We start from the raw sequence: 22,936 nt of genomic DNA, 5'->3' as shown, positions 1-22,936 counted from the left end.
ACTATCGCTATTCTCAGCGGAGAGACACGATTATGCCCCATTATGAATTTGACTGCAGTAAATGCATCCCGGAGCGTAAAGAGCATGCGGTGCAAAAAGGCCCGGGTGAAGATATCACCTCCGCGCTGCCGTTAGGCTATCTGAACACGATCCCCGGCACGATTTCGGAGCGCGGCTGCGCCTATTGCGGCGCGAAGCACGTTATCGGCACGCCGATGAAAGACGTCATTCATTTAAGTCACGGCCCGGTCGGCTGTACCTATGACACCTGGCAAACCAAACGCTATATCAGCGATAACGATAACTTTCAGCTGAAATATACCTTCGCCAGCGATATGAAAGAAAAGAATATCGTATTCGGCGCCGAAGCGATGCTGAAGAAAAATATCCATGAGGCGTTTGACGCCCATCCGAATATTAAACGCATGACTATCTACCAGACCTGCGCCACGGCGCTGATCGGCGACGATCTGGCCGCCGTCGCTCAGGACATCATGGATGAACGCCCCGACGTAGATATCTTCGTCTGTAACTCGCCGGGTTTCGCCGGCCCCAGTCAGTCCGGCGGACATCATAAGATCAATATCGCCTGGATTAACCAAAAGGTCGGCACCGTCGAACCGAAAATCACCAGCGATTACGTTATCAATTACGTCGGCGAATACAACATCCAGGGCGATCAGGAGGTGATGCAGGATTACTTCAAGCGCATGGGCATTCAGATCCTCTCCACCTTTACCGGCAACGGTTCGTATGACGAACTGCGCGGCATGCATCGCGCCCACCTGAACGTGCTGGAATGCGCCCGCTCGGCGGAATACATCTGTAACGAACTGCGGGTGCGCTACGGCATTCCGCGGCTGGATATCGACGGTTTCGGCTTCGGGCCGCTGTCCGACTCGCTGCGCAAGATCGGCCTGTTTTTCGGCATTGAGGATCGCGCGCAGGCGATTATCGATGAAGAAGTCGCGCGCTGGAAGCCTGAGCTCGACTGGTATCGGGAGCGCCTGCAGGGCAAGAAAGTATGCCTGTGGCCTGGCGGCTCCAAACTGTGGCACTGGGCGCATGTTCTTCATGCGGAAATGGGCGTGGAGGTGGTGTCGGTCTACACCAAATTCGGCCATCAGGGCGATATGGAGAAAGGCATCGCCCGCTGCGAAGTCGGCGCGCTGGCGATCGACGATCCCAACGAACTGGAGTCGCTGGAAGCGATGTATAAGCTCAAGCCGGACGTGATTTTCACCGGTAAACGGCCGGGCGAGGTCGCGAAGAAGATCCGCGTGCCCTATCTGAACGCGCACGCCTACCACAACGGTCCCTACAAGGGATTCGAAGGCTGGGTGCGCTTCGCGCGCGATATCTACAACGCCATCTATTCGCCGATTCACCAGCTGGCGCTGCGCGACATCAGTAAAGATCCGATCCCGACCGACGCCAGTTTCGTCACCGCCGGAATGCTGTCGGACAGCGCGCTGAGCGATGAGGTGCGCAACGATAGCCGTCTGCGCGAATACAGCGGCGGTTTTGACAGCGTATCGAAACTGCGCGAACGGGTTTACCCCAGTTTCACCGCTAACGAGACCAGTGAAACCGCGTGAGGAGAACGGACATGGCAAATGAAACACAAGAGCGCGTCGAACTGCTCGTCGACTACATCATGAAGAACTGCCTGTGGCAGTTTCACTCCCGCGCCTGGGATCGGGAAAAGCAAAACGCCGGCATCATGCTGAAAACTCGCCAGCTACTGTGCGAGGAGCCGGTGGATCTGAGCACTCCGGCGGACCGCTGCTACTGGGTCGACGCCATGGTGATGGCGGAAACCTGGCGCCAGAAGTTCGACTGGATCAATACCATGGATAAGGCCGGGCTGACCGCGCTGGTGCAGACGCTGCACGAACGGCTGAATTTCCTGACCATTACCGGCTCGCTGAACGCCGAGCTGACCGATAAACGCTATTAGGGGATTCTGACCATGTCCTGTGAATTAATTGCGAAAGATCGCACCGGGGTGATTAACCCCATTTTCACCTGCCAGCCGGCGGGGGCGCAGTACGCCAGCATCGGCATCAAAGACTGCATCGGCATCGTGCACGGCGGCCAGGGCTGCGTAATGTTTGTACGTCTGCTGATTTCTCAGCATCTGAAAGAGAGCTTTGAGATCGCCTCCTCCTCGGTGCATGAAGATGGCGCGGTATTCGGCGCGCTCGACCGGGTGGAGAAAGCGGTCGAGGTGCTGTTGATGCGCTATCCGCACGTCAAGGTGGTGCCGATCATCACTACCTGCTCAACCGAAGTGATCGGCGATGACGTCGACGGCGTGGTGCGCAAGCTGAATAACGGCCTGCTGAAAGAGAAATTCGCCGGCCGGCAAGTGCACCTGATTCCGATTCATTCGCCCAGTTTCGTCGGCAGCATGATCAGCGGTTACGACGTAGCGGTGCGTGATTTCGTGCGCTACTTCGCCAAAAAGAGCGAGCCTAACGACAAGATCAATCTGCTGACCGGCTGGGTCAATCCGGGCGACGTCACGGCGCTGAAGCACCTGCTGGCCGAAATGCAGGTCGACGCCACGGTGCTGTTCGAGATCGAAACCTTCGACTCGCCGCTGATGCCTTACGGCAACACGGTTTCGCACGGCAGCACCACCATCGAAGATCTGACCGGCACGGGAAACGCCCTCGCCACGCTGGCGCTCAACCGCTACGAAGGCAGCAGAGCGGCGAAATGGCTGGAGGATAACTGCCAGGTGCCGGCGGTCATTGGCCCGACGCCGATCGGCATTCGCAATACCGATACCTTTCTGCAAACGCTGAAAGAGCTGACCGGTAAGCCGATCCCCGAATCGCTGGTGCGTGAACGCGGCATCGCCATTGATGCGCTGACCGATCTGGTGCACATGTTCCTGGCCGATAAAAAGGTCGCCATCTACGGCAACCCGGATCTGGTGATTGGTCTGGCGGAGTTCTGTCTGGATCTGGAGATGAAGCCGGTCCTGCTGCTGCTCGGCGACGATAACAGCAACTACGCTAAGGATCCGCGCATTCAGGCACTGAAAAACAATGTCGGCTATGACATGCAAATCGTCACCAATGCCGATCTGTGGGAGCTGGAAAAACGCATTACGCGCGAAGGGCTGGAATTGGATCTGATTCTGGGCCATTCCAAAGGGCGTTTCACCGCGATTGATAACCAGATCCCGATGGTGCGGGTCGGCTTTCCCACCTATGACCGCGCCGGCCATTACCGCCATCCGGTAGTGGGCTACGCGGGCGCCATCTGGCTGGCCGAGCAAATGGCCAACGCGCTGTTTACCGATATGGAATACAAGAAGAAAAAAGAGTGGCTGCTTAACGTCTGGTAAGCGCCGCCGGCCTAACGCGAGCCGGCAAGGTTGCGAATAACGTCGCCGGTGAGCCGGAGATACCGTGCCTGGCGCACGCCCGGATAACAAACGTTGTCGGCCGTGTTAACCGGCGCCCCTCCTTCCATCCTGACTGGCGTTCGCGCCAGTCATTACTGAGGAAACAGCAATGGCACATGCGCTTTTTGAAAGCGATCAGCAACGCTTTGACCGCTGCTATCGGGATGCTCAGGGTTATCACCGGCGGGCCGGCCTGATGGACGCGCAAAACAACGGCCACAGTCTGGTGTTTAACGTGGCCGCCATCGCGGTGGAGTGTTATCTGATTGCGCTGTGCGCGCGCTTCGGCGAAATGCCGATGAACCACAACTACGCCAGCCTGCTGGCCGCCGTGGAGGAGGTCATGCCGCTCGATCCGGCGCTGCGCGCCGATATAGCGCACCTGGATACCCTCTTCGGCATCTGTTCCATTGACGACTATCACCACGGTAAACCGGTACCGGAGGATAAGCAGATCATTCTGCGCATCTGCGACCGGCTGCAGGCCGTACTGCAATCGCTGATCAAACCTGATCCGATCATTATGGAGAATTAACATGCACAGTATGAATGTCGCCGGCGCCCATCCGCACGGCGAGATGCGGCGGGATGAACGGGAGATTACCGACCGGGCCGAAATCGATCGGATTCTGGCCGGCGGCAAGGTGATGTATCTGGCGCTGGCGGATGACAATGTTCCCTTCCTGGTGCCGGTATTTTACGCCTGGGATGGCGAATCGCTCTATTTTCATTCGGCCAGAAGCGGCAGCAAAATCGCCATCATGCAGCGCAACAACAAGGTGTGCTTCGCAGTTTCTCTCGATCAGGGCGTGATAGAAGATGCGCTCGCCTGTAATTTCGAAGCGCGCCACCGTACGGCGATCGGCCTGGGAGAGACGCAGTTCGTCGAGGACGAGCAGGCGAAAATCCGCGCGCTGGACGCCATCGTAAAACGGTTTACCGACCAGCGCTTCACCTATCCGAAAGAGAACCTGAAAGCAACGCGGGTTATCCGCATCGACATTGTGTCGATCAAGGGTAAGAAACACGGAATCTAATCAGCGCCGGAGATCAAACATGAAAATCGCGGTGTTTACCAACGCCAGCGGCGACAGCGCCGCGCTGTACGACGCGGGCTGCGTGCGGGTATACCGTCGCGGTCAGGATGGCTGGCAAGTGGTTGATTCATTTGACTGGTCCCTGCGACCCGATATGCCGCTGCGCGAGGTGCAGGCCGCCGCCCGCCGGTTGTTCGAGCAATTGACCGGCTGCCATCATTTCGCCGCCGCCGCTATTCCCGGCGCCCTGCGCGCCTGGTTCGACGGCATGGGCATTACCATGTGGCAACTAACCGGCGCTCCCCTGCCGGCGCTGGATCACATTAGTCAGCTTATCGCGCGCAAAAATCAGCGCCGGCACGCGACGCCCGCCGAGTTCATCAGCACCGCCGATGACGGAAAACGGCTGCAGATCGATCTGGCGGCGGCGCTGCGCGCGAACAGTGCGCTGACCTCCCGCCAGGTGCTGCTGCCGGTGCTGCAGAGCGGTCAGTTCACTCAGGTCGATGTCCTGTGCGACCACCTGCCTAAATGGTTCGCGCGCGAGTTGGCCGTTCTTCATCTGACCGTTAGCACGCGCGAAGAGGCGCCGGGTCAGCTGCGCGCCAGAGTGCGCCACGCCGCCGACTGAGCGTCGGGCGGCCGTTTGTACGATTGCGTACAAAATTGTCGCTTTTTGTGCCCGGCGCTAACAATCCGACCTTCGCCAACCGACGGCATGAAAAAAATAATAATTATTTATCAATTTGTTATGCGATAGCTCACTGACGGAAAGAGTGGCGTCAATCTTGCTTTCTGTTGGTTATCCGGGCAGGCGACGATCGTGCCGCCGCATGAGATTGCCTTTCTCTGCTAAACGTACCGGGGGGAGAACGTCATGGGTCGCTATAAAGATATTTATACAGCGAGAAGCCCTGAGCGCCACGCGCTTCAGGTCCCGCTCTCGTTTACCTGCCTGCTGGGCGAATGTCGCTCCGAACTGCTGCCCCTGCTGTCCGAAGTCAGTAAAGCGGTTAGCGCGGGCGGAACGCTGGGCAAAACCTTAACGCTGGTGATGGACCTGTTGCAGAAACATCTACACGTGGCGCGGGCCATGATCTCGCTATATGACACCAGCTGCGATCAAATTTTCATTCATGAAAGCTATGGCCTGACCAAAGAAGAAGTCGAACGCGGCGTGTACTATCCCGGCGAAGGCATCACCGGCAAGGTGATAGAAACCCGCCAGTCGATCATTGTGCCGCTGATCGTCAATGAACCGCGCTTTCTGAACCGCACCGGCAGTTGGAAACAGCGGGAAGAGGAGCATCTCTCTTTTATCTGCGTACCGATTATCCGCGGCGCCAAAGTGATGGGCACCATCAGCATGGAGCGGCTGTACAACAACAACCAGCTATTGCTGCTCGATCTGGAGGTGCTGGGCATTGTCGCCACCACCATCGCGCAGGCGGTGGAGCTGCATCTGCTGGAGGTCACCCACCGCCGTATGCTGCGCGAGCAGAGCACGGTGGCAAATAATGCCCTGATCGAGAAATTTAAACCGGCCAACATCATTGGCAACTCGCGCCCCATGCAAAAGATTTACCGGCTGCTGGAGAAAGTGAGTCCGGCCAGCACCACGGTACTTATTCTGGGCGAAAGCGGCGTCGGCAAAGAGCGCATCGCCAGCGCGATCCACTATAACAGCGGCAACGCGCGCGGCCCGTTCATCCGCTTCAACTGCGCCTCGCTGCCGGAAACCGTAATCGAAAGCGAACTGTTCGGCCACGAAAAAGGCGCGTTTACCGGCGCCATTGCGCGCCGTGCCGGGCGTTTTGAAGAGGCGGACGGCGGCACGCTGTTCCTGGATGAAATCGGCGAGCTTTCGCCGTCGGTACAGACCAAACTGCTGCGGGTTTTACAGGAACGCAGCTTCGAACGCGTCGGCAGCAATCAGACGCTGCGCGTCAACGTGCGCATCCTGACCGCCACTCACCGCAACCTGCGCCAGATGGTGGCCGAAGGCACCTTTCGCGAGGACCTGTTCTACCGACTGAACGTTTTTCCGGTTACCGTGCCGCCGCTGCGCGATCGCGGCAGCGACATTTTGATCCTCGCCGACCACTTCATCGCACAGTTCGCACGCGAACAGAACGTCAAGATTCCGGAAATTTCTATTCCGGCCATGAGCTTGCTGCTCAGTTACGACTGGCCCGGCAACGTGCGCGAACTGGAAAACATGATGGAGCGCGCGGTGCTGCTGGCGGAGGACGGCATCATTCACTGCGACCATCTGATGATTAACATGCAGCCGCCGCCGGTCGGCGCCGACAGTACGGCGAACGGCGGCATAGAATCCCGGCTGGCGCAGATTGAATACGATCTGATCGACCAGGCGCTGGGCCAACACCACGGCAATATTTCGCGCGCCGCCAGCCAGCTCGGCATGACCCGGCGGGCGCTCGGTCTGCGCATGGAAAAATATCAGCTCGATTATAAAACCTACCGGCGAAGGGCGCAGCCATGAACAAACGCGCCCTGACCCCGGCGCGCGGCCACCACGCCGGCGGACCGCGCCGAAAAACGCAGGCGCGCCACGAGGTGGAGCGGATCGTCGCGCGTTCGTGCAGCATGAAGCAGGTCATGCAGCAGTTGCGACGCTTTGCGCCGACCGCCTCGCCGGTATTGCTGCGCGGCGAACCGGGAACCGGCAAAGACGTGATCGCCCGCGCTATTCATTATTATTCGCCGCGACGCGACGAGCCTTTTATTAAAGTGAGCTGCGAATACGCCGGCGACGAAGCGACGCTGAAATGGCTGTGCGGGCAGAAAAACGGCGCGCAGATCGAGCCGGGCGCCATCGCGCTGGCGCGCCACGGCACCCTGTTTCTCAGCGAGATCGGTTATTTCAGCCGCCACATTCAGAAATGCCTTTTGCGGCTGCTGCAGGAAGGGAGCTACAGCCCGCTGGGCAGCGATACGCCGGAGCCAGGCGACGTACGCATCATCTGCGCCAGCGAAGAAAATCTCGAACAGCGGCTGGCCGCCGGCGAATTTTTATCGGAGCTCTACTACCGGCTGAACGTCGCCACCCTGCCGCTGCCGCCGCTGCGCGAACGCCAGGAAGATCTGCCGGCGCTGGTCGGCTATTTCTTCGAACGCTTTAACCAGCAAAACCAGCTGAACGTCGCGCTGGACGAGTCGGCTATGTCGCCGCTCTATCTGTGCAGCTGGCCGGCCAACGTGCGCGATCTGGAAAATTGCCTCGAGTATGCCGCCCTGCACCGCGATAGCGATCTGATCGGCCGGTTGCCCTGCATAACCGGTGGCTGCCAGCGTCAGAAGCTCAATCTGCAAATCAATCGCTGCGCCGGCGCCCGGCGGAAAACGGCCGACGCTCTGCCCGGCTGGGACCCCTGCGCGGCGCCGCCCAATGTTCGCTGTCCGCCAGGACCGGAAGACACGCGCTACGACGACAGCGCGGAAATCCGCCGCCGTTTTATCGTCGCGCTGGAAAAAAGCGGTTGGGTAAAGGCCAAAGCGGCGCGCCTGCTCAACATCACGCCGCGTCAGCTCTACTATGCGCTGGACAAACTGCAGATCGAGGTGAAGAAATTTTGACGCCGGCCTGGCGAACGGGATACAGGCTCCGTCAGCAAAACGGGTCGGCGGCGGTTCGGAGGGCGGCAGGCGGTAATTCAGGCGCCGGCTACGCCGCCTTTTGTTTCGAGCAAAGCCAGATACCGACGGCGATCAGCAGCGAGCTGACCAGATGAAACCAGGCCAGCGAGGTATGCAGAAACAACACGCTGAACACGCCGCCCGATAGCGGAATAATATGCGTATAGATTTCGCCGCGCGTGGCGCCGATATCCGCGATGCCCCGGTTCCAGAACACATAGGACAGCCAGGAGGGGAAAATAATCAGATAAGCCAGCCCGGCCAACAGGCCGCCGTCGCGCCAGGGCGCGGGATCCGTCAGCGTCTGCCCGCTGACGCACAGCGCCACCACCGGGATCAGCATCAGCGCACCGAGCAACGAACTGGTGGCGACAAACGCATTACCCGGTATCTGACGATCTTTCTTACGCAGAAATGAGCAGTAAAAAGCCCAGCTAAGCGCCGAGCCCATCGTCCACAGATCGCCCTGATTCATATGACGGAAAACATCCAGGCTGCTGAACTGCCCCTTAAGAATCAGATAAATCACCCCCAGCGAACTCATCAACACGCCGAATACGTTATTACGCGTAATGCTATCCCGGAACACCAGCTTGTTAATCAACAGCACCATACAAGGGGTGGCGGACATGTAAATCGCCGCATTCAGCGAACTGGTGTACTGCAGGCCGATATAGAGCGTCAGCGGGAACAGCACCTGGCCGAACAGCGATAAAAACAACACCACGGGAAATGACTTACGCAGGCGCGCGCGACTGGCCCACGCCTGGCGCCAGTAAAGCCCCATCAGCAGCGCGGCGGTTAACGCCCAACGCGCTTCGGTCAGCACCAGCGGATTAATGCGGCCAACTAAAATATGCCCCACCACATAATTTCCGCCCCAGAACATCGCGGCCAGCGTGAGTAATAAATAGGACATCAATCTGTTTCCTGCGTTGTCTTCGTCACCAAACTATACTAACCGGCACCGACATTCTTATGATCGACATCAATAAATAATATTAACAATATCAATAATTAAAGATGCATTTAATTATCGGATAAATATTGTCTAAATACATTTCATTTGTTGTTTTTCTGTTGTGAATAATGGAATTACCGCCCTGTACGTTCTACGGTTAAATTCTGTTTCACTCAAGGAGTAAAAGGATGAACAACGCAGCGGTCTCCCCGCAAAAACAGCAGATGCAGGCCGACGGTCTGTCCATTTCCGGCGCCATTGACCAGGTAGTTAGCCAACTGATCAATAAGCCCGACTTATCCTCATGGCTGGCCGGCAATCCACAGGCCGCGCAACAGCTGATGACGCTGACGCGCTCGACCGTGCGCGACGCCTGGCACGATAATAACCGCCGCAGCCAGCGCGCGGCGCAGCAGGCGCTGTTCACGCTGTATCAGTGCCATCTCGCCGAACCGCTGTCCGCGGCCAGCCGTAATCAATATGCGCCGGCGCTGACGGACGTGCGCCAGATGATCGAGCAGGCCTGGCTTGATGCGGAGAAACGCCGTTACGGCCGTTATCGTCATACCCCCGACGCCGCCCGGTTCACCGTGCAGTTGCGCGAGCTATGGTCCTCGCACCCGTCATCGCACCATCCGCTGTTTGATTTTCTTGCCCGTCAGGCGAACGAAAAACAGATTTACTATTTTTTCAAAAGCGATAGCGCGCTCAACCTGCTGTTTTTTGATCTGGTCGCGATGTCGCTGGTCGGTTCAAAACCGGAAACCCGGGGAGAAATCAGCCGCAACCTGTGGGACGAAATAGGCGAAGGCAGCAACGAATTCACCCACGTCAATCTGTATAAAGATCTGCTCAGCCGGCGCGGCATCGCGCTGCCGCAGGATCACTATGCGCACCTCTATGACTGGCAGGGACTGGCCGGCTATAACGCCTTTATGCTCGGCGCGGTCAACCGCCAACACTATTACAAGTTTATCGGCGTGCTGGCCATGACGGAGCTGCTGGATCCATCGCAGTACGAAAAACTGGTCAGCGGCTGTAAGCGCATCGGACTGAACCATCGGGACGTACACTACTATTCCGAACATATCGAGATCGATGTCGTGCACGCCGACGGCTGGCTGAATAACGTCATCGCGCCTATCGTACAAGAGAACCCGGCCGCCATGGATGAAATCTATTTTGGCGCCGCGCTGCGTCTGCAAACCTGCGGCGACTATTACGACCATTTACTGGCCAAACTGCATAGCCTGTAACCATTAATGGCGCTGTGCGCCGCCGGCCGCCGATGGCCGGCGGCGTTTTTTTTTATCCGCGCCGCCGCCATGCATCGCAACAATTATGTAACAGCCTTGATGCAACATCGCCTTGATTGTTGCCACGGCTTTTTATACCTTCGCTGGATTAAAGAGACGAGCTGCGTCACTGACCGACGACATAATCCGCATCGCCCATCGAACCGCGCGATGCAGGTTGCGAAAAATAAGGACTAAGATGACTAGCAATAAACAGCGTTCCCGCCTTAGCGCCGCCCAGGCGCTGGATAAACTGGAAGCGTTCTATGATGATGCCGTGACCGCGCTGCGCGAAGCCGTGCAGGATTTCGTCAGCCACGGCCGTCTGCCGGACGAGCAAGCCCGCGCCGGCGGACTCTTTGTCTACCCGGAACTGCGCGTAAGCTGGGACGGCGCCTCCTCCGGCCATAGCCGCACCCGCGCCTGGGGACGCTTTACCCACGCCGGCAGTTACAGCACCACCATTACCCGTCCCGGCCTGTTCCGCCATTATCTCGCCGCCCAACTGGAACTGCTGCAGGGCGAGTACGGCGCAGTGATTGAAGTCCTGCCGTCACGCCAGGAGATCCCCTTCCCATATGTGATAGACGGTTCGAATCTGGCGCTGGATCGTTCGATGAGCGCCGGACTGGCGCAGCATTTCCCGACGACCGAACTGGCGTACATTGGCGATGAAACTGCGGACGGTCTGTTTCACTCCACCGACGCCTTCCCGCTGTCGCACTTTGACGCGCTGCGCACCGATTTCTCGCTGGCCCGCCTGCGCCACTACACCGGTACGCCGGTCGAACACTTCCAGCCGTTCGTGCTGTTTACCAACTATACCCGCTACGTCGACGAGTTTGTGCGCTGGGCCTGCGCCCAGCTCGCCGATCCCGACGGCCCTTATGTAGCCCTGTCCTGCGCCGGCGGCATCTATATCACCGCCGACACGCCCAACCCGGAACAGGCCGTATCCGATCTGGCCTGGAAAAATAACCAGATGCCGGCCTGGCACCTGATTACCCGCGGCGGGCGCGGCATCACGCTGATCAATATCGGCGTCGGGCCGTCCAACGCCAAAACCATCTGCGATCATCTGGCGGTGTTGCGCCCGGAAGCGTGGCTGATGATCGGCCATTGCGGCGGCCTGCGCGAAAGCCAGTCTATCGGCGACTATGTGCTGGCGCACGCCTATCTGCGCGACGACCACGTACTGGATTCCGTGTTGCCGCCCGATATCCCTATCCCCAGCATCGCCGAAGTGCAGCGCGCGCTGTACGACGCCACCAAAGCGGTGAGCGGCATGCCGGGCGAAGAGGTAAAACAGCGCCTGCGCACCGGCACCGTGGTCACTACCGACGACCGCAACTGGGAACTGCGCTATTCCGCTTCGGCGCTGCGCTTTAACCTTAGCCGCGCGGTGGCGGTGGATATGGAAAGCGCCACCATCGCCGCCCAGGGCTACCGTTTCCGCGTCCCCTACGGCACGCTGCTGTGCGTTTCCGATAAGCCGCTGCACGGCGAGATCAAGCTACCCGGCCAGGCCAACCGCTTTTATGAAGGGGCGATCTCCGAGCACCTGCAAATCGGCATCTGCGCGATCGACCTGCTGCGCAACGAGGGCGATCGCCTGCACTCGCGCAAACTGCGCACCTTCAATGAGCCGCCGTTCCGTTAAGCGCCGGACGCGCGACGCCATACAGGGACGGCGTCCGTTGCCCTTATCCGGCACGCCTCACGGCTGCCGGCAGCCGTTTTTGGGCGCGCAGGACGACTGGCGCGCCCCGGACGAAGGCGCGGATGCGCCCAGCCGGTGACCCGGACGGAAACCGGCCGCCGACGCCCGCCAGACCACCAGCGCGCTCAGCGCAATCAGCAGCAGCGCGGCCAACAGAAATAGCCGCAGCGGTACGCTGTCGAGCATCACGCCGCCCAGTGCGCCGCCGCCGGCAATCGCCAGATTCCAGGTAACCACGATCAACGACTGCGCCACATCGCCGTCGGTCCCGGCGGTATCCGCCATCGCGGTTTGCAGCAGCGTTCCCGCGCCGCCAAAGGTTATCCCCCACAGCACCATACAGATCCACACCGCAACGGCGCTACTGCCCGCCATACTCCACAACAGCGTCAGCGCGGCGAAGACGGTCAGGCTCAACAGAACGCTAACGCGCAGCCAGCGATCGACCGCCATGCCGGTCAGCCAGATGCCGGCTATCGAACTCAGACCGAAGATCAATAACACGCTATCCACCCGGGCGCTCAGCCCGGCCGGCGTCAGCAGCGGAATGATGTAGGTATAGAGCAGGTTATGCGCCAACACCCAACCAAACACCACCGCCAGCACCGGAAGCACGCCGGGCCACAGCAGCACCTGGCGCAGATTGCGGCGCTGCTGACGCGGCAGCCCCGGCAAATCGGGCATCCGTCGCATGATCCACAGACTCAGCAGCAGCGTCGCCGCCGACATCACGCCAAACGCCATGCGCCAGCCCAGCAGATTGCCGATCCAGGTGCCCAACGGCACGCCCAGCGCCAGCGCTAACGGCACGCCGACCATGGCGATGGTCATCGCTTTGCCCTGCTGCGCAGGCGCCACCAGCCGGCGGGCATAGCCGGCGATAATGCCCCAGGCCAGACCAGCCGCCGCGCCGGCCAGAAAACGCGCCAGCAGAATGGTCAGCGGACTGAGCGCAAGCGCGGTCAGCGTGTTGAACAACAGAAAGCCCAGTACGGCGGCCAGCAGCGCCGTTTTACGCCGCCAGTGACGCGTCGCGCTGGTCAACGGAATGGCGGCCAGCAGCGATCCCAGCGCGTAGCTGGTTACCAATTGACCGGCCAGCGACGGCGAAATCTGCAGCGCCAGCGCGATCGGCGTCAGCAGACCGGCCGGCAGCGTTTCCGTCATGATAGCGGTAAATCCCGTCATCGCCAGCGCCAGCAGCGCCCCCAGCGGCAGTGCTGAACCTGTTTTTTCGCTCATGATTCAGCCCTCCAGCGTCTGATAAACCGCAGTGCGCAGATCGCCGACAAACCGGCCTGACATGCCTTCATACAGCGTGTTGCTCAACGCCACCACGCTCAGTTCGCGCCGTCGATCGACCCACCACGAGTGGCCGTACACGCCGCCCCAACACCAGCTGCCGGCCGTGACCGGCGTTTGCGCCAGCGCCGGATCGCGCACAATGGCGAAGCCGATGCCAAACCCCATGCCCGGCAGACCGTCCAGTTGCAGGCCATATGTCTGATCTCGCGCCATCTCATCAATCCAGCGGTCCGGCAGCCATGAGGACCCGCCCTGACGCAGCGCCTCCAGCAGACGCAGCACGTCCGGCGCCGTCCCCACCATACCGGCGCCGCCGGACGGAAAAGCCGCCGGATTCAACACGCGCGCGGGCGAATAACGCACGCCGCCTTCCCCTTCGCTAAACGGCACCCATTCTCCCTCGCGCAATCGATGCGGCGACGGCCGATCGTTAACGTAGGGAACGGCCAGCCGCTCAACCTCATTCGTGCTGAAGGCGCAGTCCGTCATAGCCAGCGGCTGCGTCACCAGACGGCGCACTGTCTGGTCGAGCGGCAGGCCGCTGACGCGCTCAATGATTGCGCCCGCTACGTCCATGCCCAGAGAATAACGCCACGCCGTACCCGGCGCAGACAGCAGCGGGACATCGGCCAGCCGACGCAGATTCTCCGTCAGCGAGCCCTCGAATGGGTCTAAACCGTCGGAGATGCCGGCCTGCGCGTAGGGACCGTTATCGTCAGGTTCCAACAAACGGTAGCCAAGACCCGACGTGTGGCTCAGCAACTGACGCAGGGTAATGCGCGCCGTTTCCCCCGTCGCCAGACGCGGCGCAAACGCCGGCAGCCAGCAGCGGATATCCTCATCCAGCGCCAGTTTTCCCTGCGATACCAGCACCATCGCCGCGCTGGCCACCAGCGGTTTAGTGACGGACGACAGGCGAAACAGCGTCGACAGGCGCGCAGGCGCTCCAGCTTCCCGATCGGCCAGTCCGGCGGCGCGTTGATAGCACGTCGCGCCGCGATGCGCGACCAGCACCACCGTTCCCACCAGACGCTGTTCCGCCAGCGCCTGGTCGATCACCCGATCGACGGCGGCGGTCAGGCTGGGTTTATCATATTGTTGCTGCATGTCAGGCTATTCCTTACTCGTTTCCGCTCAGTCGGTTATCTTAACGGTGTTTTCATTACGGAAAAACCAGGCTAGATTTCCATTATTACAGGACATTTTCATCCACAATGAGGACGGCGATGGACAGTCTGAACGCGCTAAGCGTATTTGTGCAGGTGGCCGACACGCGCAGTTTCGTCGTCGCCGGCCGTAATTTGGGGATATCGGCGTCGGCGATCGGCAAAAACATTACCCGGCTTGAAACCCGGCTCGGCGTCAGGCTATTTCATCGCAGCACGCGCAGCATCACGCTGACCCAGGAAGGTCTGTTGTTCCTTGAACGCAGCCGGCGCATTCTGGCGGAGATGGAAGCCGCGCGCGAAGAGCTGTCGGAGGCCACCGGCCAGCCGCGCGGTCGCCTGCGCGTCAGCCTGCCGCTGGTCAGCGCGCTGATGCTGCCGGTGCTGGCCGATTTTATGCGCCATTATCCGCAGATTGAATTGGATCTCGACTTTACCGATCGGGTAGTCGACGTGATCGAAGAGGGATTTGATGCGGTGGTGCGCACCGGGGAGTTAAATGATTCCGGCTTGTCGGTGCGCAAGCTGGGCGAATACCGCCAGCATATCGTGGCGTCGCCGGACTATCTGGCGCGCTATGGCGAACCGCGCGAACCAACCGATTTGCTGCGCCATCGCTGTCTGCACTATCGCTACTCCAACAGCGGCAAACGGGAAAAATGGCCGCTGCCTGAGGAGGTGATGCGCCAGTTGCCGCACGCCATGGTCTGCAATAATATCGAAACCCGGGTCTGCTTTACCCGCGAAGGGCTGGGCATCGCCTGGCTGCCGGAATTCGCGGTGCGCGACGAACTGACCAGCGGACGCTTGCAGATCGTGCTGCCGCAGTGCAAAAGTCAGTCAGCGTTTTACGTGCTGTGGCCCTCCGGCCGCTTTATGACGCCCCGTCTGCGCGCCTTTGTCGACTTTCTTTGTCAGCGGGTGTTTCCCCCGCAGTTGGCGGGCTAATCACCTCAGCCAGACCTGCGCCGCGCAGGCGAAGACCATCGGCGCGCCGCGCGATAATCACGGACTGTGGGAAGAGAACGCAAGAAGCCTTGCGGCGGAGATGCCCGGTGCGGCAAGGCCCGCACCGGGCACAGATTGAAGCAGCCATACCCAGCCAGGGATATGGCGTTATTGACTTTGCTGGCGTGGATGCGAACACAACGGCGGTAAATCGCCGCTATAGCGCGCCGTTACTGAAGCAGGAGTTCTTCGTCCCGCTGTTTTTCATGCATCCGTTCCGCACGCATCTTTTTTAGCGCTTCCCTTGCCTCTTTCAATACCCGCCGACATTCAGGCAGAGTAATCGTCAGCGGCGGCTCGATTCTTACCGTTTTAGCGTTATTCAGAGTGCCGGCCACCAGTATCCGTCGGCGGAACATTTCGCTGGAGAAAGCGTAGCCAATCTCATTTGCCCGGAATTCCAGCGCCAGCAGTAAACCTTTGCCGCGCGCGGTCACCAGCAGATCGGGATACTCTTCGGCCAGCGCCAGCAGTCCGTCCAACAGGTATTCGCCGTTCTGCGCGGCCTTCTCCGCCAGATTTTCCGTCAGCAGTACGTTAATCGTGGCCAGCGCGGCGCTGCAGGCCAGCGGGTTGCCGCCGAAGGTCGTCGTATGCAGGAAAGGATTGTCGAACAGCACCGAAAACACCTCTTCGGTCGCCACCGTGGCGCCGATCGGCATCACGCCGCCGCCGAGCGCTTTCGCCAGGCACAGAATATCGGGCTGCACGCCATAGTGCTCACAGGCGAACATTTTGCCGGTGCGCCCCATACCGGTCTGCACCTCGTCCAGAATCAGCAGCGCGCCGACTTCGTCGCACAGCCGCCTCACCGCCGGCAGCCAGCTATCCGGCGGCACGATCACCCCGCCCTCGCCCTGAATCGGCTCCAGAATAATCGCCGCCACGCCGTTGCCCTGACGCTCGCAGTCATAAACCTGTTTGCGCAGCGCCTGAATATCGCCGAACGGAACATGGTGGAAATCAGCCAGCAGCGGCATAAAGGGACGGCGGAAGGCGTCTTTCGCCGTGGCGGACAGCGCGCCCAGCGATTTACCGTGAAAAGCGCCTTTCGCAGCAATAAAGGTATGTTTTCCACGCGGAGCCTGTCTGGCTCTGGCCAGTTTCAGAGCGGCTTCCACCGACTCCGTTCCGCTATTGCTGAGAAAGGTATATTTGAGGTTGCCGGGGGTGAGTGTCGCCAGCGTTTTTGCCAGCAGTGCCCGCAGCGGATCGAGTAATTCCTGACTGTGCAACGGCTGTTTAGCCATTTGCTTTTGTACCGCGTCCAGCACCACCGGGTTGCGATGCCCGACGTTAAAGATGCCGAAGCCGCCGAGACAGTCCAGGAACTCATTGCCCTGGGTATCCACCAGCGTGTTAGGGCCGCTGGCCCGCCATTCCACCGTGCCGTAATCGCCGCCGGCGGTGACGGATTTTCGATATTCGGTAAAACCTGGGTTAACGTACTCTCTGAAGTTATGCAGCACCTCCTGATTCAGAGATACCATTTCATCATGAGTTAAGTTTTCCTTACCAATCCATTGTAATGCGCGCTGAGTACACTCTAGCGGGGTGAGTACCTCGTGTGATCTGGACAAAATGCACTCCTGTTAGATTGATATCACATGATATCGATCTAATTAATGCACAGATCGCGCCACTCTGCCTCACACAAAAGTAATAAAGCATAAATATCTGTCAGAAAGTCGATCGGCATCATAAAACAAAACTTATGCCAGAACGGCCACGCTGAACAGAATGTAAAGGCAAAGCGTGACGAATCGCCCCGTCGAACCGGTTAATCAGCGAACAATGGCGCCGATCTCCGCCCGGAGGGCAAATGCATCATTATGGTGCATGAAGTGCAAAAAGCGGGCATTTTCGCCGTCTGCGAGCCGCTGGCCGACGCAGAACGATCATGCCTGTTTTGCCCGCCGTTCATTTTGCGCTTTCTGCGCGGCCTGACGCGCCTCTTCGGCCAGTTGTTCAATGTGTTCATCCGTCAGTTTTTCGGACGCTTTATGCATTTCGACCAGGCCGTCGCTCACTGAAACCTGTTCTGGTTTTTTCTCGCTCATATTCACTATCCTTATATATACCCTCATTAAGTATATACCCCTCACCCGACACGTCGCCCCATTCGATGCGTTATCCCTTTAGGCGGCACGATTCGTCAAACGCGCCGCGCTTATTCATGGCGGTACGAAAGCGGTCGGCGCTGGCAGAATGAAACGAATCGGCGGGCCACGACGCGGGCAGCCGCGGCCGCGCCGAATCCCGTTTATCCGCACGGCGCTTTGTGATAATAATTATCAGTTAGGTTAACCTACAACGTCGGTCCCTTTGGTCCGGCAGGGCGTTAAGATGTCAGAGTCGGATCTACAGCACCTTTTCAGTCATTATTCACAGGCATTACAACGGCATCTGACGCGTAAAGTGCGCGATCCCCATCTGGCCGCCGATCTGCTGCAGGAGTGTTTCCTGCGTCTGGCGCAGCGGCTGGAGCAACAAGAGATCATCATCGATAAAAAGGCCTATTTGTTTAAAACCGCCAATAATCTGGTGCGCGATCATCAGCGCTACCAGTCGCGCTGGCAAATGCAGACGCCGGCCAACGATAGCGAGGCGCCGCTGGACGACCTGCCGGATCGCCGGCCGCAAATGGAACAAATGGCCATCAACCGGCAGCAGTTGGAGTTGCTGGCGCAGGTTCTCTCGCATCTGCCTGAACGAACGCAGCAGATATTCCAGCTGCACCGGCTGGAGCACCTGACCCAGCAACAAATCGCCCGGCGGCTCGGCGTTTCCGTCAGCACGGTAGAAAAGCATCTCGCCAGCGCGCTGGCGGAGATGTTGCGCGTCATTTAAATTAATCACAGAAATTTTACGGGTTTTGCATTACCAGACGTCTACATAATCAGAGACCTTATTTTCGCCAGGCCTATATACCATGAATGACAACCCCGCCGGGATCCGGCAACAGGCCGCCACATGGGCGGTGCGACTGACTGAATCGGCGCTGGACGCCGCGCAGGAACAGGCGCTGCAGCAGTGGCTGGCGCAAGATCCGCGCCATCAATCGGCGCTGAATCAGGCGCAGGCGCTTTGGCGGACGCTGGGCGCGCTCAACAGCGAACAGCAAAGCCGCCTGCAGTCAGGCGCAGGACACAAAACCGCCAGGCCGCGTCGCGCGCTGGCGCGCTGGAGCATCGCCGCCGGCGCGCTGCTGGCGATCGGCGCCGGCGCGCTGTGGGGGCCGGACGCCTGGGTTGACATACAGTCCGACTACCGCACGGCCAGCGGACAAATTCGCCACCTAAGCCTGCCGGACGGCAGCCAAATCGTTATGGACAGCGATACGGCTATCGCCCTGGAGTACAGCGCAAGCGAACGGCGCGTCAGACTATTACGCGGCAACGCCTGGTTTACCGTCGCGCCGCTCACGCCGCGCGAACCCCGCCCTTTCCGGGTGGCGGCCGATAGCGGAGTGACTCAGGCGCTCGGCACGCAGTTTATGGTGCAGTATGACGACCGCACCACCACCGTGGGCGTCGCGCAGCACAGCGTGCAGGTGGACGCCGGCCCACAGTCGCTTGTCCTGCAAGAGCAACAGGCCGCCACCTACGATACCCGCCGGGGGCTGAAACGCGTGGTTGACTGGAACAGCAGCGGCGCCAGCGACTGGCGGCGCGGCCTGCTGATCTTCAATCAACAACCTCTGACCGAGGTGATTGCGCGAGTCAACCGCTACCACCACGGCAAAATAATCGTTCGCGGCGCGCGCCTGCAGCAGAGCCAGGTCAGCGGCGTATTTTTCCTCAACGATCTGGATAACGCGCTGACCACGATTAGCCGCGAACTGGGCGCCAGACAGTTAACGCTGCCCGGGCTCATCATACTGTACTAACTTCTCATCGTTTTCCTGTGTTAGTCGTGCGAATGACACAGGCACGCCCATCAACTCCTCCGACCAGTAAAAAAATTTTACGGTTTTTACCGTTATCTCCGTCCTTATACTTATGGAATGGTTTTTATTATCATTTTCATTCCTAAATAGACCAGAACCTTAACAGGTCGTTTTCACTCCCTTTAATTCGACATGTTCACCGGGATTGCGCAGAAAAATGCAAATATCACAACAAATTACCTTTTCAGCCAGCCAGCTTGCGCTGGCTATTGGACTGGCGCTCAGCGTGTTTAGCCAGCCCTGTTGCGCCAGAGCCGAAACGCCCGCTGCCGGCGCGCCGCGCAGCGATCGACAGGCCGAATTCGCCATTAGCGCGCAGCCGCTCAACAGCGCGCTGCTGCGCTTTGCCGAACAGGCCGGGCTACAGGTGTTTTTCGCCGACGTAAAGCTGGACGGCATGCAGTCGTCCCCGTTACGCGGGCGCTATCCAATCGAACAGGGCCTGCGCCAGCTGATCGGCGGCAACCCGGTGAACTATCAGATCAGCCCGACGGGCCAGATAACCCTGAGCAAACCGGTCATCAGCGGCGGCGGCGCACACGACGTCATCACCGTGCGCGCGCTGAGCGTGGCGCACGAAGGCGACTGGATCTACGATCAACCGCGCGCCATCAGCGTGATTTCGCGCGAACAGATGGACAACCGACCGGCGCGTCATGCCGCCGATATGCTGGAACAATCCGCCGGCGTCTACTCCAGCGTCAGCCAGCAGGATCCGGCGCTGTCGGTGAATATTCGCGGCATTCAGGACTACGGCCGCGTCAACATGAACATTGACGGCATGCGCCAGAACTTTCAGAAAAGCGGCCACGGCCAGCGCAACGGCCAGATGTACATTGACTCCGAACTGCTTTCCGACGTAACCATCGAAAAAGGCGCTACCAGCGGCATGGGCGGCGCCGGCGCCTTCGGCGGCATCGCCACCTTTAATACCGTCAGCGCCAGCGACTTTCTGGCGCCGGGCAAGGAAATCGGCGGCAAGCTGCACGCCAGTACCGGTGACAACGGCACGCAATTTATCGGCAGTGGCATTCTGGCGCTGGGCAGCGAAACCGGCGATATATTGATCGGCGCCAGCGAACGTCACTTCGGCGACTACTGGCCGGGCAATACGGGCGAGATCGGCGATATTCGTACCTCAACCAGCGATGTCTACAATACCGGAACCACCACCGACAGCCTTCAGGATGCGCTTAAGCACACTAAAGTTCTCGACTCGAACTACAGCATGCGCTCCCGCCTGGCCAAAATCGGCTGGAACCTGCCGGCTAACCAGCGAATTCAACTCAGCTATCTGCAAACTCAAACGTCCACGCCGAATGCCAGCATGATCACGGCCATCTATGACGATCCCGCTAATACCAAAGGGCCCTACACTCTGGGATGGAAAAGCTCAGGATTCAGCGAAGTCATGTCGCGCAGCGCCGCCCTGGATTACAGTTTGCAGCCTGACGACCAGAACTGGCTCGATTTCAACGCTAAGCTCTATTACGTCAATACCAACGACGATACGGCGATTTATAGCACCAGCACATCGACGGATAACGGCTATTCGGCGCAAACCCAGATGAAGACTTATGGTCTGCAAGCGGAAAACACCTCTTATTTTAATCTGCCGGCCATACATAATCTGCAGGCCAACTATGGACTGGATATTTTCTACGACAAAGCCAACAGCGAATCGACCAAAGAAACGATGGTCGGCGTCACACCGTCGGGTAACCGAATGATGACGAGCCTGTTTACCAATCTGACTTATAGCTATGACGACTGGTTAAGGCTGGAAAGCGGCATACGTTACGATCGTTATCGATTGCGCGGGAATACCAGCATGAATGTCTGGAATATTAAAAACCCCTGCACGGAAAGACGTAAAGCATCCTGTACTTACCAGGACATTATGAGTTGGGATGTGGATCGAGGGGAGGGAAAATTCTCGCCCACTCTGGGGCTGGGCATTAAGCCTGGCGTCCAATGGCTGGAGTTCTTCGCCAATTACGGAAAATCCTGGCGTCCCCCCGCCATCACCGAAACGCTGACTTCCGGCAGCGCGCACAGTTCGGCGACGCAATACCCCAACCCTTATCTGGAGGCGGAACGATCGCGCTCCTGGGAAGTCGGTTTTAATATTCAAAAGCCTGATTTGTTCCTCACCGACGACAGGCTGGTCGCTAAAGTCAATTATTTCGATACCCGCGTCAATAATTACGCCTCTCTGGCGACCAACCGAATGTTGCCAGGCTATGGTGAACTAGTGAGCTCAGGATCTGCCGCTTATGTGAATAACCTGGCAAAAACCCGTTTCCGCGGTCTGGAATACCAGCTCAACTATGACGCCGGAACCTTCTATGTTGACTTTACCTATACCCGCATTATCGGCTTTAACGATTTCTGCGCCAAAGTGGCCTATTTGGGGAACAAAATCGAATTCGGCGGCGAAGCCTATAACTGGTATCCCGTTGAATATGAAGATAACTCTGTAGCATGCCGCTATTCGACATTAAAAAGCGCGCCATTCAGTAACCTGAATTATTTACCCAGCGATCGCGGTACCCTAACGCTGGGTGGACGAGCGTTCGACCGCCAGCTCGATTTCGGCATGGTGATCAGATACAACCGCGGCTACCAGGATCACTCAGCGGTCAGCTCCAGCGGCGCCGTCAGCGATTTTTATGTCGCCGACTGGCCGAAATATACGCTGTTTGATCTATATGCCAACTATAAGGTTACCGACGCGCTCACGTTACGCGGATCCATCGAAAACGTCGCCAACCGCGCTTATATCGTGAGTTATGGCGACTCTCTCTCTTACACCCTGGGCAGGGGAAGAACAATACAGGCCGGGCTGGAATATAGATTCTAATGTTCCTTGCCGAACGCCAAAAAATGGGCGGCACGGTTCAGGTTTTCGCCGCCCATTCTGAGGAGAGCCGCTAAAGCTTTACGCATAACGCGTTAAATTAAAGTGAGAGGAAATTTTAGTTCAGTACGACAAGGCTCTTGCTGGCTACAGGATGGCCGGACGCCTGAATGAGCACCGCTATTTGGTGACGCCAGCCACACCCGGCAATATGGATGAAAATAATTCCGGGGCTTCCAGGAAATCAGTCTGGTTCAGCGCTAAGCTCAGTCGGCTGACGCGGGCCGGTATGGCGTGGCTAAATCAGTGCCCCCCGGACGCCGCTGACGCAGACGGCGAACAACCGCCGTTCCTGCCACCCGGCAGGCCAACGCCCCAGCGCCACGCCGACGCTATCGAAGCGCCGGACATCGCCGGACGTTATGCGTGGACGGCGCAAGAGAAAGAGAAAAAAGAGGAACAAATGCAGACCATTAAACTGCGCTACTGCGTTACGCTGGACGAACAAATACGGCGTCAACTGGCGACCGGGTTCGGGTAACGCGAATTCGATT

General features: G+C 58.8%; 20 protein-coding genes. 15 read left to right on the top strand and 5 right to left on the bottom strand.

Annotated elements, in window-relative coordinates:
- The first annotated feature begins 32 nt into the window (after positions 1–32).
- The 8 genes from anfD to FJU30_RS09645 all read left to right on the top strand — a co-directional run bounded on the left by anfD (position 33) and on the right by FJU30_RS09645 (position 8,058).
- A complete protein-coding gene (gene anfD, locus FJU30_RS09680; protein ID WP_150434770.1) occupies positions 33–1,598 on the top strand; it encodes a nitrogenase iron-iron protein, alpha chain in 1,566 nt (521 codons plus the stop codon).
- Between the two features lie 11 nt (positions 1,599–1,609).
- A complete protein-coding gene (gene anfG / locus FJU30_RS09675) occupies positions 1,610–1,960 on the top strand; it encodes a Fe-only nitrogenase subunit delta (RefSeq protein WP_150434769.1) in 351 nt (116 codons plus the stop codon).
- Between the two features lie 12 nt (positions 1,961–1,972).
- On the top strand, positions 1,973–3,361 hold the full coding sequence (gene anfK / locus FJU30_RS09670) for a Fe-only nitrogenase subunit beta (protein WP_150434768.1): 1,389 nt from the start codon (positions 1,973–1,975) through the stop codon (positions 3,359–3,361).
- Between the two features lie 169 nt (positions 3,362–3,530).
- Positions 3,531–3,956 (top strand): hypothetical protein, encoded by a 426-nt coding sequence (locus tag FJU30_RS09665; protein WP_150434767.1) that lies wholly within the window; start codon positions 3,531–3,533, stop codon positions 3,954–3,956.
- A gap of 1 nt (position 3,957) precedes the next feature.
- Positions 3,958–4,458: a pyridoxamine 5'-phosphate oxidase family protein gene (locus tag FJU30_RS09660; RefSeq protein WP_150434766.1), complete on the top strand. Its 501-nt coding sequence runs from the start codon at positions 3,958–3,960 to the stop codon at positions 4,456–4,458.
- Positions 4,459–4,477: 19 nt separating this feature from the next.
- On the top strand, positions 4,478–5,089 hold the full coding sequence (locus FJU30_RS09655; RefSeq protein ID WP_150434765.1) for a Fe-only nitrogenase accessory AnfO family protein: 612 nt from the start codon (positions 4,478–4,480) through the stop codon (positions 5,087–5,089).
- 246 nt (positions 5,090–5,335) lie between these two features.
- On the top strand, positions 5,336–6,964 hold the full coding sequence (locus tag FJU30_RS09650; protein WP_150434764.1) for a sigma-54 interaction domain-containing protein: 1,629 nt from the start codon (positions 5,336–5,338) through the stop codon (positions 6,962–6,964).
- Positions 6,961–8,058, top strand: a complete 1,098-nt coding sequence (locus FJU30_RS09645; RefSeq protein ID WP_150434763.1) for a sigma 54-interacting transcriptional regulator — start codon at positions 6,961–6,963, stop codon at positions 8,056–8,058. Before FJU30_RS09650 ends, FJU30_RS09645 begins: the two co-directional genes overlap by 4 nt.
- A gap of 88 nt (positions 8,059–8,146) precedes the next feature.
- Here FJU30_RS09645 and FJU30_RS09640 read toward each other — a convergent pair whose 3' ends face one another.
- Complete coding sequence (locus FJU30_RS09640; RefSeq protein WP_150434762.1) at positions 8,147–9,037, bottom strand: DMT family transporter; 891 nt, start codon at positions 9,035–9,037, stop codon at positions 8,147–8,149.
- Positions 9,038–9,303: 266 nt separating this feature from the next.
- Between FJU30_RS09640 and FJU30_RS09635 the strand changes: the two genes are divergently transcribed.
- Both FJU30_RS09635 and FJU30_RS09630 read left to right on the top strand, forming a co-directional pair.
- Positions 9,304–10,335 carry an iron-containing redox enzyme family protein gene (locus tag FJU30_RS09635; RefSeq protein WP_150435015.1) on the top strand — a complete coding sequence of 344 codons (1,032 nt, stop codon included), beginning with the start codon at positions 9,304–9,306 and terminating at the stop codon, positions 10,333–10,335.
- 238 nt (positions 10,336–10,573) lie between these two features.
- Positions 10,574–12,034, top strand: a complete 1,461-nt coding sequence (locus tag FJU30_RS09630) for an AMP nucleosidase (protein ID WP_150434761.1) — start codon at positions 10,574–10,576, stop codon at positions 12,032–12,034.
- Between the two features lie 57 nt (positions 12,035–12,091).
- Here the strand turns inward: FJU30_RS09630 and FJU30_RS09625 are convergent, their stop codons facing one another.
- Both FJU30_RS09625 and FJU30_RS09620 read right to left on the bottom strand, forming a co-directional pair.
- Positions 12,092–13,336, bottom strand: coding sequence for an MFS transporter (locus FJU30_RS09625; RefSeq protein WP_150434760.1), 1,245 nt, complete (start codon positions 13,334–13,336; stop codon positions 12,092–12,094).
- 3 nt (positions 13,337–13,339) lie between these two features.
- Positions 13,340–14,506, bottom strand: a complete 1,167-nt coding sequence (locus tag FJU30_RS09620) for a serine hydrolase domain-containing protein (protein ID WP_150434759.1) — start codon at positions 14,504–14,506, stop codon at positions 13,340–13,342.
- A gap of 119 nt (positions 14,507–14,625) precedes the next feature.
- Here FJU30_RS09620 and FJU30_RS09615 point away from each other — a divergent pair, with 119 nt between their 5' ends.
- Positions 14,626–15,513, top strand: coding sequence for a LysR family transcriptional regulator (locus FJU30_RS09615; protein WP_150434758.1), 888 nt, complete (start codon positions 14,626–14,628; stop codon positions 15,511–15,513).
- A 230-nt stretch (positions 15,514–15,743) separates the two neighbouring features.
- On the opposite strand, the gene ygjG is transcribed toward FJU30_RS09615, so the two are convergent.
- Together ygjG and FJU30_RS26815 are read right to left on the bottom strand one after the other, a co-directional pair.
- Positions 15,744–17,153 carry a putrescine aminotransferase gene (gene ygjG / locus FJU30_RS09610; RefSeq protein ID WP_150434757.1) on the bottom strand — a complete coding sequence of 470 codons (1,410 nt, stop codon included), beginning with the start codon at positions 17,151–17,153 and terminating at the stop codon, positions 15,744–15,746.
- 318 nt (positions 17,154–17,471) lie between these two features.
- A complete protein-coding gene (locus tag FJU30_RS26815) occupies positions 17,472–17,633 on the bottom strand; it encodes a hypothetical protein (protein WP_191091567.1) in 162 nt (53 codons plus the stop codon).
- Positions 17,634–17,919: 286 nt separating this feature from the next.
- On the opposite strand from FJU30_RS26815, the gene FJU30_RS09605 reads away from it, so the two are divergent.
- From FJU30_RS09605 to FJU30_RS09590, 4 genes are all read left to right on the top strand, one after another.
- Positions 17,920–18,423, top strand: a complete 504-nt coding sequence (locus tag FJU30_RS09605) for an RNA polymerase sigma factor (RefSeq protein ID WP_150434756.1) — start codon at positions 17,920–17,922, stop codon at positions 18,421–18,423.
- Positions 18,424–18,505: 82 nt separating this feature from the next.
- Positions 18,506–19,462 (top strand): FecR family protein, encoded by a 957-nt coding sequence (locus tag FJU30_RS09600; protein ID WP_150434755.1) that lies wholly within the window; start codon positions 18,506–18,508, stop codon positions 19,460–19,462.
- 217 nt (positions 19,463–19,679) lie between these two features.
- Entirely contained in the window at positions 19,680–22,385 is a 2,706-nt protein-coding gene (locus tag FJU30_RS09595; protein WP_150434754.1) for a TonB-dependent receptor, read from the top strand.
- Between the two features lie 151 nt (positions 22,386–22,536).
- Positions 22,537–22,923 carry a hypothetical protein gene (locus FJU30_RS09590; protein ID WP_150434753.1) on the top strand — a complete coding sequence of 129 codons (387 nt, stop codon included), beginning with the start codon at positions 22,537–22,539 and terminating at the stop codon, positions 22,921–22,923.
- Positions 22,924–22,936 lie beyond the last annotated feature (13 nt).

The sequence above is a fragment of the Affinibrenneria salicis genome (genome assembly GCF_008710095.1).
Note: the sequence above shows the minus strand (reverse complement) of the source record. Positions and strands in the feature narration are given on the sequence as shown.